This window comes from Ferrimonas sediminum (assembly GCF_900100175.1).
Classification (GTDB): domain Bacteria; phylum Pseudomonadota; class Gammaproteobacteria; order Enterobacterales; family Shewanellaceae; genus Ferrimonas; species Ferrimonas sediminum.
Map to the genome: position 1 here is coordinate 192,776 of NZ_FNEM01000004.1, position 13,445 is coordinate 206,220.

16 protein-coding genes are annotated in these 13,445 nt (G+C 57.8%); 3 read left to right on the plus strand and 13 right to left on the minus strand.

Going from position 1 to position 13,445, the window contains the following annotated elements; genetic code table 11:
* Positions 1-2 precede the first annotated feature (2 nt).
* The 3 genes from rimM to ffh form a co-directional block, all read right to left on the minus strand.
* Positions 3-533 (minus strand): ribosome maturation factor RimM, encoded by a 531-nt coding sequence (rimM, locus tag BLT77_RS06915; RefSeq protein WP_028113985.1) that lies wholly within the window; start codon positions 531-533, stop codon positions 3-5.
* A gap of 19 nt (positions 534-552) precedes the next feature.
* Positions 553-804 (minus strand): 30S ribosomal protein S16, encoded by a 252-nt coding sequence (gene rpsP / locus BLT77_RS06920; protein ID WP_028113986.1) that lies wholly within the window; start codon positions 802-804, stop codon positions 553-555.
* A gap of 161 nt (positions 805-965) precedes the next feature.
* Positions 966-2,333 (minus strand): signal recognition particle protein, encoded by a 1,368-nt coding sequence (gene ffh, locus BLT77_RS06925; protein ID WP_090364397.1) that lies wholly within the window; start codon positions 2,331-2,333, stop codon positions 966-968.
* A 254-nt stretch (positions 2,334-2,587) separates the two neighbouring features.
* On the opposite strand from ffh, the gene BLT77_RS06930 reads away from it, so the two are divergent.
* The 3 genes from BLT77_RS06930 (at position 2,588) to BLT77_RS06940 (ending at position 5,170) form a co-directional block, all read left to right on the plus strand.
* Positions 2,588-3,373: a cytochrome C assembly family protein gene (locus tag BLT77_RS06930; RefSeq protein WP_090363958.1), complete on the plus strand. Its 786-nt coding sequence runs from the start codon at positions 2,588-2,590 to the stop codon at positions 3,371-3,373.
* A 76-nt stretch (positions 3,374-3,449) separates the two neighbouring features.
* Positions 3,450-4,712 (plus strand): HlyC/CorC family transporter, encoded by a 1,263-nt coding sequence (locus tag BLT77_RS06935; protein ID WP_090363961.1) that lies wholly within the window; start codon positions 3,450-3,452, stop codon positions 4,710-4,712.
* A 92-nt stretch (positions 4,713-4,804) separates the two neighbouring features.
* Positions 4,805-5,170, plus strand: a complete 366-nt coding sequence (locus tag BLT77_RS06940) for a hypothetical protein (RefSeq protein ID WP_090363964.1) — start codon at positions 4,805-4,807, stop codon at positions 5,168-5,170.
* 17 nt (positions 5,171-5,187) lie between these two features.
* On the opposite strand, the gene acpS is transcribed toward BLT77_RS06940, so the two are convergent.
* The 10 genes from acpS to BLT77_RS06990 form a co-directional block, all read right to left on the minus strand.
* Positions 5,188-5,565, minus strand: a complete 378-nt coding sequence (acpS, locus tag BLT77_RS06945; protein WP_090363967.1) for a holo-ACP synthase — start codon at positions 5,563-5,565, stop codon at positions 5,188-5,190.
* On the minus strand, positions 5,565-6,299 hold the full coding sequence (pdxJ, locus tag BLT77_RS06950; protein ID WP_425431721.1) for a pyridoxine 5'-phosphate synthase: 735 nt from the start codon (positions 6,297-6,299) through the stop codon (positions 5,565-5,567). Before pdxJ ends, acpS begins: the two co-directional genes overlap by 1 nt.
* Positions 6,296-7,006, minus strand: coding sequence for a DNA repair protein RecO (gene recO / locus BLT77_RS06955; protein WP_090363972.1), 711 nt, complete (start codon positions 7,004-7,006; stop codon positions 6,296-6,298). Before recO ends, pdxJ begins: the two co-directional genes overlap by 4 nt.
* Positions 7,007-7,915 carry a GTPase Era gene (era, locus tag BLT77_RS06960; protein WP_090363975.1) on the minus strand — a complete coding sequence of 303 codons (909 nt, stop codon included), beginning with the start codon at positions 7,913-7,915 and terminating at the stop codon, positions 7,007-7,009.
* Positions 7,912-8,583 carry a ribonuclease III gene (gene rnc / locus BLT77_RS06965; RefSeq protein ID WP_090363977.1) on the minus strand — a complete coding sequence of 224 codons (672 nt, stop codon included), beginning with the start codon at positions 8,581-8,583 and terminating at the stop codon, positions 7,912-7,914. Before rnc ends, era begins: the two co-directional genes overlap by 4 nt.
* A gap of 9 nt (positions 8,584-8,592) precedes the next feature.
* A complete protein-coding gene (gene lepB / locus BLT77_RS06970) occupies positions 8,593-9,513 on the minus strand; it encodes a signal peptidase I (RefSeq protein WP_090363980.1) in 921 nt (306 codons plus the stop codon).
* Positions 9,514-9,519: 6 nt separating this feature from the next.
* Positions 9,520-11,310 carry a translation elongation factor 4 gene (lepA, locus tag BLT77_RS06975; RefSeq protein WP_090363983.1) on the minus strand — a complete coding sequence of 597 codons (1,791 nt, stop codon included), beginning with the start codon at positions 11,308-11,310 and terminating at the stop codon, positions 9,520-9,522.
* A gap of 151 nt (positions 11,311-11,461) precedes the next feature.
* Positions 11,462-11,899, minus strand: a complete 438-nt coding sequence (locus BLT77_RS06980; protein ID WP_090363986.1) for a SoxR reducing system RseC family protein — start codon at positions 11,897-11,899, stop codon at positions 11,462-11,464.
* Positions 11,896-12,843, minus strand: coding sequence for a MucB/RseB C-terminal domain-containing protein (locus tag BLT77_RS06985; RefSeq protein WP_245709887.1), 948 nt, complete (start codon positions 12,841-12,843; stop codon positions 11,896-11,898). Before BLT77_RS06985 ends, BLT77_RS06980 begins: the two co-directional genes overlap by 4 nt.
* A gap of 11 nt (positions 12,844-12,854) precedes the next feature.
* On the minus strand, positions 12,855-13,430 hold the full coding sequence (locus tag BLT77_RS06990; RefSeq protein ID WP_090363992.1) for a sigma-E factor negative regulatory protein: 576 nt from the start codon (positions 13,428-13,430) through the stop codon (positions 12,855-12,857).
* Between the last annotated feature and the right edge of the window lie 15 nt (positions 13,431-13,445).

Genomic DNA, 13,445 nt, shown 5'->3' on the forward strand with positions numbered 1-13,445 from the left:
CATTAAAAGTTGGGATCCCAGTCAACGGTAATGTGTTTTTCGGATGTGTTCACCTCAATGATGAACTGTTCCGGGACAAAGGGGACCATACGTTCCCGTTTGCCAAAGGCGTCTTTTGCGTTCGCCTTGATCTCCAGTACGTCATTGGCGCCGGTCTCCAGAATTCCGGAAACGGTTCCCATGTCGTAGCCTTGCTGGTTAACAACTTTACAGCCAATCAGATCGCGCCAGTAGAACTCGTCTTCCGGCAGCTCAGCCAATTGGTGAGCGAAGATAGAGACATCGTTGTTGGTGTACAACGCGGCCGCATCGCGGTCCTCAATCCCTTCCAAGCGGACAATCAGGCCGTTATTCTGACGACGCCAATCCACCACTTTCACTTCTTGCTGTTGACCACCATGGTTGATCAACCAAGGACGGTACTCAAAGATACCCTCTTTATCATCGGTAAAGGAGGTGATCTTCAACCAGCCCCGAATGCCATGTGGTGCGCCAAGGCGCCCGACTAACATTAGTTCTTGCTGACTCATCAACTTACCCTACCAATACCCATTAAGCCGCAGCTTTACGGGCGTCCTTAACCAGAGTAGCAACACGGTCAGACAGAGACGCGCCCTGTGCAACCCAGTGATCTACACGGGCCAGGTCCAGACGCAGCTTTTCAGCTTGGCCGGTCGCTACAGGGTTGAAGAAACCAACTTTCTCGATGAAGCGGCCATCGCGCTTCATACGGCTGTCGGCAACAACCACTTGATAAAACGGACGCTTTTTGGCGCCGCCACGAGCTAAACGAATGGTTACCATACGGTAATTCCTCTAATGGTATTTATAGCAATAGAATTGGGGCCGCAGGGGCCCCAAGGTAGAAAGCCCGCCGATTTTACCTGAATGCATCCGCAATGCAACCATTTCGACGGGTTTGTAGCCACCACACTGGAGTGTAGCAGCTGTAAAGACGGGAAATATCAGCGAGGCATCTTCATTCCGGGGGGCAACATGCCGCCCATACCGCGCATCATCTTCTTCAGGCCACCGCCCTTCATCTTCTTCATCATCTTCTGCATCTGGGTGAACTGCTTCAGCAACCGGTTCACATCCTGCAGTTGAGTGCCGGAACCGGCGGCGATGCGGCGTTTCCGGGATCCCTTGATGATGTCGGGGCGAGCGCGCTCACCGGGCGTCATGGAGTTGATGATCGCCTCCATCCGCTTGGTCATCTTGTCGTCCTGCACCTGGGACAGGGCTTCGGTAGGCAGTTGACCGACACCGGGCATCTTCTCAAGCATGCCCATCATGCCTCCCATGTTGTGCATCTGACGCAGTTGATCACGGAAATCGGTGAGGTCAAACCCCTCCCCTTTCTTGATCTTCTTGGCCAGTTTTTCCGCCTGGGATTTATCAACCTTACGCTCCACCTCTTCGATCAGAGACAGTACGTCCCCCATCCCCAGGATGCGTGAGGCCACCCGATCCGGGTGGAACGGTTCCAGGGCGTCGGTCTTTTCACCCACCCCCAAGAATTTGATCGGCTTGCCGGTGATGTGACGGATGGACAGGGCCGCACCGCCGCGGGCATCACCGTCCACCTTGGTGAGGATCACCCCGGTCAGTGGCAGCGCTTCATCAAAGGCCTTGGCAGTATTGGCCGCATCCTGACCGGTCATGGAGTCGACCGTAAACAGGGTTTCCACCGGGTCGACGGCGGCATGCAGCGCCTTGATCTCGTCCATCATGTCGGCATCGACGTGCAGACGGCCGGCGGTATCGACGATCACCACATCGATGAATTTCTTGCGGGCGTGGTCCACCGCCGCACTGGCGATGGCAACCGGCTTCTGGCTGACGTCGGACGGGAAGAACTCCACACCGATGTCATTGGCCAGGGTCTCCAGCTGCTTGATCGCCGCCGGACGATAGACGTCGGCACTGACCACCAGTACCGATTTCTTCTCTCTCTCTTTCAGCAGCTTGGCCAGCTTACCCACACTGGTGGTTTTACCGGCCCCCTGCAGGCCCGCCATCATTACCACCGCCGGTGGCTGACTGGCCAGGTTGAGGGCTTCGTTGGACTGGCCCATGGCCGCTTCCAGTTCACCCTGAACAATTTTAATGAAGGCCTGACCGGGGCTCAGGCTCTTGGACACTTCGGTGCCCACGGCCCGTTCGCGCACCTTGGCAACGAAGTCACGGACCACGGGCAGGGCCACGTCGGCCTCCAGCAACGCCATGCGCACTTCGCGCAGGGTGTCTTTAATGTTGTCTTCGGTAAGACGACCACGGCCGCTGATATTTTTCAGCGTCTGGCCTAAGCGTTCGGATAGATTCTGGAACATCGCCTGCTGCATCGGTTAATGGGGAGTCACCGCATTATAACGGCGTGCCGATTACAAACACAAACCCACCCCGGCAGCGAGGCCACCCGCTCACCGACGCCAGGACCGAGTTTGATCCGGGCCAAACAAAATGCAACTCAGCACCGAAAATGCGATTTCAACCGCTGCCCAAACTTAATAGTGCATGATAAGCTTGAGAAAATAGGGTAATTACCCACTGAATCAACGATGCAATAGGTGAGGAACAAGGCATTATGGAGTTTTTTGCCATCAGCGCGATTTTGGGTTACGGCGTGGCCTTCTATCTGGTTGCCAGCAAGTTGCTGCACTCAGACGGCCCTAACCGTAAGCTGGCAACCATTGCCGGCGCCGTCGGTGTCATCTCTCATGCCGCCGCCCTGGCGCCGATGATTATCGAGAACGGCGGACAGCACTACAGTCTGGTGAACACCGCCTCTCTGGTGATGCTGATGATCACCACCGCCATTACCATGATGCTGCCACGCATCAAGGTGATTGTTGTGGTACCCGCGGTCTACATCTGCGGCATTTTCGGGGCCGCCGGCATGGTGCTGCTGCCTCAGAATGAAGGCTATCTGTTTAACGACCCGGCGCTGTTCACCCACGTGGGCACCTCGTTGCTGTCCTACGCGGTATTTTTCATCGCCGCCCTGTATGCCATTCAGCTGGCCAGCATCAACCGCCGGCTCAAGGATCGCAAACTGATGCTGGAGTCGCCTCTGCCTCCGCTGATGACGGTAGAGAAGCAACTGTATCATCTGATCATGATCGGCTTCGCCCTGCTGACCTTTGCCCTGGCCACCGGATTTATCTTCCTGGAAGGCTTTTTCGGCAGCGGCCAGGCCCACAAAACAGTATTCGCCTCAGCGGCTTGGCTGGTGTACGGCACCATGCTGTATCGGCAACGAACCCGCGGTATGCAGATCCGCAGCGCCATCATCTACAGCATGACCGGCGTGGTCCTGCTGACCCTGGCCTATTTCGGCAATCGCCTGGTGCGAGAGCTGTTCATCGGTTAATGCCTGCGGCCGCCCTTGACACGGGGCGGCCATTTCCTAATTCTAGGACCTTAACCGACATAAAGGATTGCCCCATTTGGACGACATATCCACCGCAGGCCTACTGATTACCCTAGGCCTGCTGATTCTGCTCTCAGCCTTTTTCTCCGGTACCGAAACGGCGATGATGTCGCTCAACCGGTACCGCCTGCGACACCTGAGCCAACAAGGCCACCGCGCAGCCAAGCGCGCCAACACCCTACTCGAGCGCCCGGATCGCCTGATAGGGCTGATCCTTATCGGCAACAACCTGGTCAACATTCTCGCCTCCTCCATTGCTACCGTCCTGGGCCTGCGCCTGTTCGGCCAGTGGGGACTGGCCATTGCCACCGGCTCACTGACCCTGGTGATTCTGATTTTTGCCGAGGTCACTCCAAAAACCCTGGCGGCCCTGTACCCGGAAAAACTGGCCTACCCCAACAGCCTGGTGCTGCGGCCGTTGATGACCCTGTTCTACCCACTGGTGTGGCTGGTGAACCTGATCAGCAATGGCCTGCTGCGCCTGCTGGGAGTCAGCACCCGCTCTTCCGGCGACGACGACCTGTCTGCCGACGAGTTGCGCTCGGTCCTCAATGAAGCCAGCGCCATGATTCCCCGCCGCCACCGGGAGATGCTGGTATCGATACTGGATCTGGAGAAAGTCACCGTCGAGGATGTGATGGTGCCGCGCAATGAGTTGTACGCCATCGACATCAACGATGACTTCAAGACCATGATGAAGCAGCTGACCCACAGCCCCCACAGTAAGGTGCTGTTGTATCGGGATAACATCGATGACGTGGTCGGGTTCCTGCATCTGTCGGATCTGCTGCGACTGATGGCTCGGGAGCAGGGGGTGACCGACAAGGCCACTCTGCTGCGGGAGGTGCGGGAGATCTATTACGTGCCCGAGGGCACGCCGCTGAATGTGCAACTGCTGAAATTCCAGCGCGCCAAGGAGCGACTGGGGCTGGTGGTGGATGAGTACGGTGACATCCAGGGACTGGTGTCTCTGGAGGACATTCTCGAGGAGATCGTCGGCGACTTCACCACCGGGCTGCAACCGGCCACCAGTGAGGAGATCAGCAAACAAGACGACGGCAGTTATCAGGTGGACGCCAGCATCAACATTCGCGACATGAATCGCGAAATGAACTGGCACTTCCCCACCGACGGCCCCAAAACCCTCAATGGCCTGGTCCTGGAAGCGCTGGAGGAGATTCCGAAGGAACACACCAGCCTGTCCATCGGCCCCTATCAAATCGAGGTACTGGAGGCCAACGAAAGCATGGTCACCACAGTCCGGATTGAACCTAAATAGGGCTCAGGCAAACCCTCTAAAAAATCTGAACTATACTGAAAGGCCGGCGCCCCGAAAGGAGCCGGCCTTTTGGTTGCCAGGGAGGATGGAGGATGCAGGGGAATTTACTATTGGGCCACAGCGTCCTGTTCGGGCTAGCGCTGGTGGCGCAGCCGCTGCAGGCCGAGAGCCAGTGGGTTACCGCCCCGACCCTGGCCTACCAGAACCCCAACTTTACCCAGATCCCTCTGACCCTCGAGCAGCGCTGGGGCAATGGCCCCTGGTATACCCAGACCTCGGTCAGCGTGACCGAGTCCCACCTGCCGCAACTGAATCACCCGACAGAGAACGGTCTCGGCGCCCGTATCGGTGGTGGCCTCAGGCTGGGGCCAGTCAACATCTCACTGGATCTGCAGTACCAGCAACAGAAGCAGCAGAGCCTGACCGTATTGGGATTTCGAACTGAAGTGAATTTCTAGCCCGGCAGAGCGCCCGACTAACTGAGCACCACCGTAGCCACGGCATAACGACGCTCATCCGCCAGGCTGATATGAGCGTCGGTCGCCCCCAACGCCTGCATGCGGGCTAAAGCTCCGCCGCTCAGATGCAGAACCGGTGCGCCATCATCGTTATGCCCCAGCTCGATGTGCTGAAACGATACGCCGCGACCAATGCCGGTCCCTAGCGCCTTGCCCACCGCCTCCTTAACCGCAAACCGCTTGGCCAGTAGCCTCGCCGGCGCCTTACTGGCCATCAGCTCATTACGCTCATTATCGGTGAGGATGCGATCGGCAAACCGTTGACCTAGACGCTGAAACTGCGCCTCAACCCGCTCGATTTCGACAATGTCGGTGCCCAGCCCCTTGATAGTCATCAGATCCCCTGACGGCCTTCTAACATCAAGCTGCGCATGTCACGAACTGCGGTTTCCAGGCCATCGATGGCCGCGCGGGCGATGATGGCATGGCCGATGTTCAGCTCATAGATCTCGGGAATGGCGGCGATCGGCTTAACATTATGGTAGTTCAGGCCGTGGCCGGCATTCACCACCAACCCCTGAGCGGCAGCGTAGTTGGCGCCTTCGGCAATGCGGGCCAGCTCCTGCTGCTGCTCCTCTTCGGTGGCGGCATCGGCATAGGCACCAGTATGAATCTCGATGTAGGGCGCCCCAACCTTAACCGCAGCATCAATCTGCGCCTTGTCGGCATCGATGAACAGCGACACCTTGATACCGGCAGCCTTAAGGCGCGATACCGCGTCCAGCATCTTATCCAGCTGACCGGCCACATCCAGGCCCCCCTCGGTGGTCAGCTCTTCCCGCTTCTCCGGCACCAGGCAGACGTAGACCGGCTGCACACCGATGGCGATGTCCAGCATCTCCTCGGTCACCGCCATCTCCAGGTTCATGCGGGTCTTCAAGGTCTGTGCCAACACCTGCACATCACGATCAATGATGTGACGGCGATCTTCACGCAGATGGATGGTGATGCCGTCGGCACCGGCGTGCTCCGCCACCGCCGCCGCATGCACCGGATCAGGGTAGTCGGTGCCCCGGGCCTGGCGCAGGGTCGCGATGTGGTCGATATTGACACCCAGTAAAATGCTCATGATGTGCTTGTCCTTGGTCTGGTTTTTCTTTGAAACAGTTCACGACTGCGCAGTGGTTTGTTGCCCAGCAGCGGCTTCAGCAGGGTTCGTGCCAGGTGCTTGGCTTGTTGCAGGTGCAGAGGGTCGCTCAATTGCTGCTGCTGCAGTGCCAGCAACATCGCCCCGAGATAACCGCGATCCCCGGCCACCGGCATAAACCCCTGCTCGGCGACCAGGCTATAGCGACCATCGGCGTGCAACGGCTCACCACAGGCGTCCTGACCCAGCAAGGGGGCGACACCGAGGTAGTCCAGCAGCATCCATTCAAAATAGCGCAGCACCGCTTCGTTGCTGTCGGCCATAGCCAGGGTTAACAGACTCTGATGGTAGCCTTGGTACAACGACGGGCACTCCTGCAACTCTGACAGTAACCGGACTGTCAGCTCGTTACAATACAAGCCGCAAAACAACTTTTGCCCCTGCAGCGGTACCGGCAGGCTCAGGGTTTCCACCTGTTTGAGGGTTTTCAGTGAACCGCTGCCGGAGAGGAAAATTTTAAGAGGTTGAAAGGGTTGCAAGGCAGCCTTGGTCAGGCCGCCCTGCTTGCCACTGCTGCGGGCCACCGCCGCCACCTTACCGTCCTGCTCGGTCAGCAGGGTGATCAGCTGGCTGCGCTCACGATAAGGGCGGGCGTGCAGCAGATAGGCAGACTGCCAACCCGCGTCCAATCAGTCGTCCCCGTACCCCAGACTGCGCAGCGCCCGTTCGTCGTCCGCCCAGCCGGATTTCACCTTGACCCAGGTCTCCAGGTACACCTTGGTCTCGAACATGTTTTCCATCTCGATCCGCGCCTCGCGGCCGATGGTACGCAACTTGTCGCCCTTGTTGCCGATCACCATCCGCTTCTGGCCTTCCCGTTCAACCAGGATCAGCGCATGAATGTGGAAGGTGCCCTTTTCATCGACCTTAAACTGCTCGATCTCCACCGTGGCGGCATAGGGCAGTTCGTCGCCGAGGAAACGCATCAGCTTTTCACGCAGAATCTCGGACGCCATAAAGCGCTGGCTGCGATCGGTGACATAATCTTCCGGGAAGTAGTGAATCGACTCCTGGATGCTGTCCAGAGACAGCGCCATGATGGGGTCCACATTACCGCCCTTGCCGGCGGCCACCGGGAACACCGCATCAAACTCAAACTTGCTCTGCAGCTCCTGCAAGTGCGGCAGCAGCTCCTCTTTGTCCTTGATCTGATCAACCTTGTTGACCACCAGGGCCACTTTGCGACCCTCGTTGCCTTCACGGCCAAGCTTCTTCAGCACCATTTCGTCGTCCGGGGTCCATTTGGTCCCCTCGACCACAAACAGCACCAGCTCGACATCGGCCAGGGAGGTCGCCGCCGCCCGGTTCATCAACCGGTTGATGGTGCGCTTCTCTTCGATGTGCAGCCCCGGGGTATCCACAAAGATCACCTGACGGGGGCCTTCGGTGTGGATGCCCATAATGCGATGCCGGGTGGTTTGCGGCTTACGGGAGGTAATGCTGATCTTCTGCTTCAGCAGACGATTGAGCAGGGTCGACTTGCCCACATTGGGGCGGCCGACAATGGCAACAAAGCCGCAGTAGGTGGTATCGGTCATACTTTCAATAACTCCAGGACCTTACCGGCTGCGTCCTGCTCCGCCTTGCGTCGCGAGCTGCCTTTACCCAGTACCGGGTCGGCTACCTCGCTTACCAGGCAATGCACGGTAAACTGTTGGTTGTGGGCATCACCGGTAACGGTAACCACCTCGTAATTGGGCAGCGGCTTCTTGCGCGCCTGCAGCCACTCCTGCAATCGGGTCTTGGGATCTTTCTGCCCGGCACCGGGCACAATGGTCTCCAATCGCTGCTTCCACAGGTTCAGCAACAGCGGTTTACACACCTCGATGCCGTCGTCCAGGAACACCGCTCCGAGAATGGCTTCCACCGCATCGGCCAAGATGGAATCCCGACGGAATCCTCCGGATTTCAGCTCGCCGGCGCCGAGGCGAATGTAATCGCCCAGGTTCAGCTCACGAGCGATTTCCGCCAGGGTCACCCCCCGTACCAGCGTGGCCCGCATGCGGGTCATGTCGCCTTCCGCCGCTTGCGGGAAGCGATGATACAGCTCCTCGGCGATCACCATGGATAGCACGGCATCACCCAGGTATTCCAGTCGCTCATTATGGCGACTGCCGGCGCTGCGATGAGTCAGCGCCTGTTGCAACAACTGAGGCTGCTTGAACTCATAGCCAAGCAGTCTCTGTAAACGATTTAAATCAGCCACAGCTAACCTTTATTGTAATCCGCCGATGCGATTAAAGCGCACGCCGGTAGGCACCCATCCGGGCAGAATACTGCTGCTATCGCGGTCAAACTCAAAAGAGATCCAGATTCCGGTGGCCTGGCCGACCAGGTTTTCCTCGGGCACAAAGCCCCAGAAACGGCCATCGGTGCTGTTGTCACGGTTATCACCCATCACAAAGTAGTGCCCTTCTGGCACCACCCATTCACCGGTACGGCGGCCCTGCTGCTGATAATAGTAGCGCAGAGGCTCCGAGCGACGGGGATTGATCAGGGTATCGTGGGTAATGCCCATCAGATCTTCTTTCAGACGCAGCAACGGCGTGCCGTTTTGCGAAAACTCACCACTGTTGACCTTGGCGCTGTTGATGGCGGTCAACTCAGGACAAGGAGAGACCCCAGCCTCACATTTCTGCTGCACGAACAACTGTTTGTTGCGGTACACCACCTTGTCACCGGGCAAGCCGATCACCCGCTTGATGTAATCAATGCGAGGGTCTTTCGGGTACTTGAACACCACAATGTCGCCGCGTTGCGGCTCATTGTTGTCCCAGAACTTATAACGGAAAACCGGGTCGCGCAGACCGTATTCGTGCTTGTTCACCAGGATGAAGTCACCCACCAGCAGCGTTGGCATCATGGAGCCGGACGGAATCTGGAAGGGTTCCCACAGGAACGAACGCAAAATCAGCACGAAGGCGATAACCGGGAAAATGGACTTGGAAGTTTCCACCAACCAAGGCTCCTGGACCAGCTTTTCCTGGGCTTCCTCCGGCAGGTCGCCTGAGGTTTGCTGGCTGGCAAAAGCCAGTTTTTCCTGACGTTTTGGCGCCAGGTAAAAATGATCGAGTAGCCAAACCAGACCCGACCCAAGGGTGATCAACACCAGGATCAGTGAAAACATTGCCGCCATCTGCGCTTATTCTCCTACTTTCAGTACGGCCAGGAAGGCCTCCTGGGGAACCTCTACGTTACCCAGTTGCTTCATCCGCTTCTTGCCCTCTTTCTGCTTCTGCAGCAGCTTCTTCTTACGGCTCACGTCACCGCCATAACACTTGGCCGTTACGTCTTTACGCAGCGCTTTCACGTTGCTTCGAGCCACAATCATGCTGCCGATGGAAGCCTGAATGGCAATGTCGAACATCTGCCGCGGAATCAATTCCCGCATCTTCTCCACCAGCTGACGGCCGCGGAACTGGGCGTTCTCTTTATGGGTGATCATCGCCAGCGCATCGATACGCTCGCCGTTGATCATCACATCCAGACGCACCATCTCCTCTTCCTGGAAGCGGGTGAAGTTGTAATCCAGCGAGGCAAAGCCGCGGCTGGTGGACTTGAGTCGATCGAAGAAATCCAGTACCACTTCCGCCATCGGCAGTTCATAGGTCACTGCCACCTGATTACCGTGGTAGGCCATCTTAGTCTGAACCCCGCGCTTTTCGATACACAGGGTTATCACATTACCAAGATATTCCTGTGGAACCAGAATGTTGGCTTCGACGATTGGCTCGGCAATGGTTTCGATGTTGTTCAGCGGCGGCAATTCGGACGGGTTGTCCACCAGCAGGGTTTCCCCCTTGGTGGTGCTCACCTTGTACACCACGGTCGGTGCGGTGGTGATCAGATCCAGGTTGTACTCCCGCTCCAAGCGCTCCTGGATGATCTCCATATGCAGCATGCCCAGGAAGCCTACCCGGAAGCCGAAGCCCAGAGCCGACGAGGTTTCCGGCTCGAAGAACAGCGAGGCGTCATTCAGGGACAGCTTGTTCAGGGCGTCGCGGAAGGACTCATAGTCTTCACTGGAGATCGGGAACAGACCGGCATAGACCTGTGGCTTCACTTTCTGGAAGCCCGGCAGCACCTCGTCAGTGCCGTGCTTGGCGGTAGTCAGGGTATCACCCACCGGTGCACCGTGAATCTCTTTTATGCCACACACCACCCAGCCGACTTCACCGGTATTGAGGACGGTGGTGTCTTTCTGCTTCGGCGTAAAGATGCCGAGGCGATCGACGCCCCACACCTGGCCGGTACTCATCACCTTGATCTTGTCGTTCTTCTTCAGAACGCCATTTTTAATTCGAACCAGCGACACCACACCCAGGTAGTTGTCAAACCAGGAATCGATGATCAGCGCCTGCAGCGGCGCCTCAGGATCCCCTTCCGGTGGCGGGATCTTGTCGACGATGCATTCCAGCACCTCATCGACGCCGATGCCGGTCTTGGCTGAACAACGCACCGCTTCGATGGCGTCGATGCCGACGATGTCTTCAATCTCTTCCGCAACCCGCTCCGGATCTGCCTGTGGCAGATCGATCTTGTTGAGGATCGGTTGAACCTCGAGATCCATCTCGATGGCGGTGTAACAGTTCGCCAGGGTCTGGGCTTCTACCCCCTGACCGGCGTCCACCACCAGCAAGGCGCCTTCACAAGCCGCCAACGACCGGGATACTTCATAGCTGAAGTCCACGTGCCCGGGAGTATCGATGAAGTTCAGCTGATAAGTTTCACCGTCCTTCGCCGTGTAATCCAGAGTCACACTCTGTGCTTTAATGGTAATGCCGCGCTCACGCTCAATGTCCATGGAATCGAGCACCTGGGCCGCCATCTCACGCTCTGACAAACCACCGCAAACCTGGATCAATCGATCGGAAAGCGTCGATTTACCGTGGTCGATGTGGGCGATGATACTGAAATTTCGAATATGCTTCATCTAGTCCGCTTCTTGCAAAAACTACAGGAATAAATTATCTACGATAGCTATAGGGGGGGGATTTTAACGGATTTTATGCCCGGCGGCTATGCATCCGGGCATTGCAGGCTCAGCGCCCCTGAAAAACCGGCACCGGGCGCGCCATAACCGGCTAATCAGACGTTGTCGACGCCCCCAGCACCCTGAGGATCCGCGGAGTCGGCGTGTAACGGTGCGACACTCCACGAGCCAGTAAAAAGCCACCGATGGCCAAAGCAACCCCGCTCAACAGGGACAGCCACTCAGGCCCGCTCCACAGAGCCCCCAGCCCGGCCCCTAACAATAAGCCTAGCAGCGGCAGCAGATACACCAAGGCCGCGGCGGTTAACAGCTGCTGCTCGGGAATGCCAAGGCTGACCTGAGTCCCCACCGACAACGGCTTGCCATACGCCAACGTCAAGCGCTGCGCTTTGGCCGCCACCGCCTTGGCCACCACGCCGGAGCCACAAGTATCCGCTTCATGGCAGTGGCCACAGGCGCTCTGGCTCTGCCAACTGACGGTCACCTGTCCGTCGGAACACGCTTCCACACGAGCCAGCGCCTCGATCACTGCTCCCCCTTGGCGGGGTAGATGGAGTTAGCCACGTTACTGAGGCTTTCCACCGGCAGTTTGCCTACCGCCACCACCTCGACCTCACCATGGCGAGCCGACGCCAGAGATAAGCCACTGCCGGTCGACAGGTTATCCGGCATCTCAATCTGGCCGGCCAGGCCGATATACACCGACATTTCAGTGAGACCATCACTGAGCGATAGGTATTGGACCGGGTCATTAACGCCAAACAGCCGGTGCTGATCCACATGCGTCACCTCAAAGCCCTTTGGCAACCAACCGAAACGCCACTGTGGCGCGTCTTTCGCTGACGCCGATGCCACTACCGGAGGCCAGATCTGTCCCGCCAACTCCGACAGAATCGGTGGCGGCTCACTGAAGGTCACCAGTTCAATAACCAGATACTGCTCCAGCAACTGACCATCGGCATTGATGGTGTCGATACGAAGCGGCAGACCAGATTTCACATCCAGCCACAACTGATAGCTGTAACGGAAGCGGTCGGTGGAGACAATGCGGATCACTTGGGAGGTGCGCCCGGCGATGCGATCCCGGCCCCCCATGGCCAATTGATAGAAGGGCGTAAACGCTTCAACGCCAGTGCCAAAGGCCGGTGGAATAAAGCCGCTGATGCGGGCACTGCGCACCGAATAGGGTTTGACCTCATGCTCCAGATAGATCACCTGTTCATCCACCCGAACCACGTTTTTCTGCGGACCGTTCAAGTGTTCCAGGTAAGCCACCTGTTGATCATCCACCACCCCGTGCAGGTAGCGCAAAGGACGGATGTGATCCATCTGCAGGTGAATAAGTGAATATTGAAAGTGGGATTGAGAGAGCGCTTGCTGCATCCGTTGCAGCCAGCTGATGGCGGAGTCGCCAGTCGCGGCATGGGCTGGCAGTACCAGCAACCATGCCATCAGGAACCATATTTTACGCAAGCCTTGCCTCGTTACTGTTGGCCTTGGTCATTATCCGCCACATTATGCCCTTTCAGGCGCTGCTGCAACAGGTGGTCGCGCAGATAGGCATTGACCCGACGACGCTGCTCCTGAGCCTGCTGCTCAGAGCTTTGAGCCTGACGGGCAGACGGAGTATTCGCCTGATAGCTGGCCGGGGTCGGAGCCCCCATCACCGGCAGGGTATTCAACACTGGCAATGGGCTGTTTTGCTGCTCGGCACCGTACTGCTGCACTCCCACAACCGCAATGGCGGCCACCGTGGCGGCAATGGCGTATTGACCGAAACGACGGGACAGCTGAACCACTTTGCCCTGTAGGGCCTGTGCTCGCTTGGCCTGTGGTTTCGGCGCCAATACCGTCGGCTCCTGCTCCAGTGCCGCAGCTACGTTTGCAGCGATGTCCAGATCCATTTGCTGAGGCAGTTCGTTTCGCATCGCATCCCCGATGAGATGGTAACGCTCCCAGCTCTGTTGCATCGGTTCATCGTTCAGCCACTGCCCAAGTTCCCGATCACTTCCCTGACCGTCCACCCAAGCCGATACTGCTTCTTTACGTTCTGTACCCATGGTTCACCCTGATTG

Bases quoted from the DNA above. Each gene is read 5' to 3' on its own strand.
- rpsP (WP_028113986.1), bottom strand. From the start codon at position 804: ATGGTAACCATTCGTTTAGCTCGTGGCGGCGCCAAAAAGCGTCCGTTT.
- ffh (WP_090364397.1), bottom strand. From the start codon at position 2,333: ATGTTCCAGAATCTATCCGAACGCTTAGGCCAGACGCTGAAAAATATC.
- BLT77_RS06930 (WP_090363958.1), top strand. From the start codon at position 2,588: ATGGAGTTTTTTGCCATCAGCGCGATTTTGGGTTACGGCGTGGCCTTC.
- BLT77_RS06940 (WP_090363964.1), top strand. From the start codon at position 4,805: ATGCAGGGGAATTTACTATTGGGCCACAGCGTCCTGTTCGGGCTAGCG.
- acpS (WP_090363967.1), bottom strand. From the start codon at position 5,565: ATGACTATCAAGGGGCTGGGCACCGACATTGTCGAAATCGAGCGGGTT.
- pdxJ (WP_425431721.1), bottom strand. From the start codon at position 6,299: ATGAGCATTTTACTGGGTGTCAATATCGACCACATCGCGACCCTGCGC.
- era (WP_090363975.1), bottom strand. From the start codon at position 7,915: ATGACCGATACCACCTACTGCGGCTTTGTTGCCATTGTCGGCCGCCCC.
- lepB (WP_090363980.1), bottom strand. From the start codon at position 9,513: ATGGCGGCAATGTTTTCACTGATCCTGGTGTTGATCACCCTTGGGTCG.
- lepA (WP_090363983.1), bottom strand. From the start codon at position 11,310: ATGAAGCATATTCGAAATTTCAGTATCATCGCCCACATCGACCACGGT.
- BLT77_RS06990 (WP_090363992.1), bottom strand. From the start codon at position 13,430: ATGGGTACAGAACGTAAAGAAGCAGTATCGGCTTGGGTGGACGGTCAG.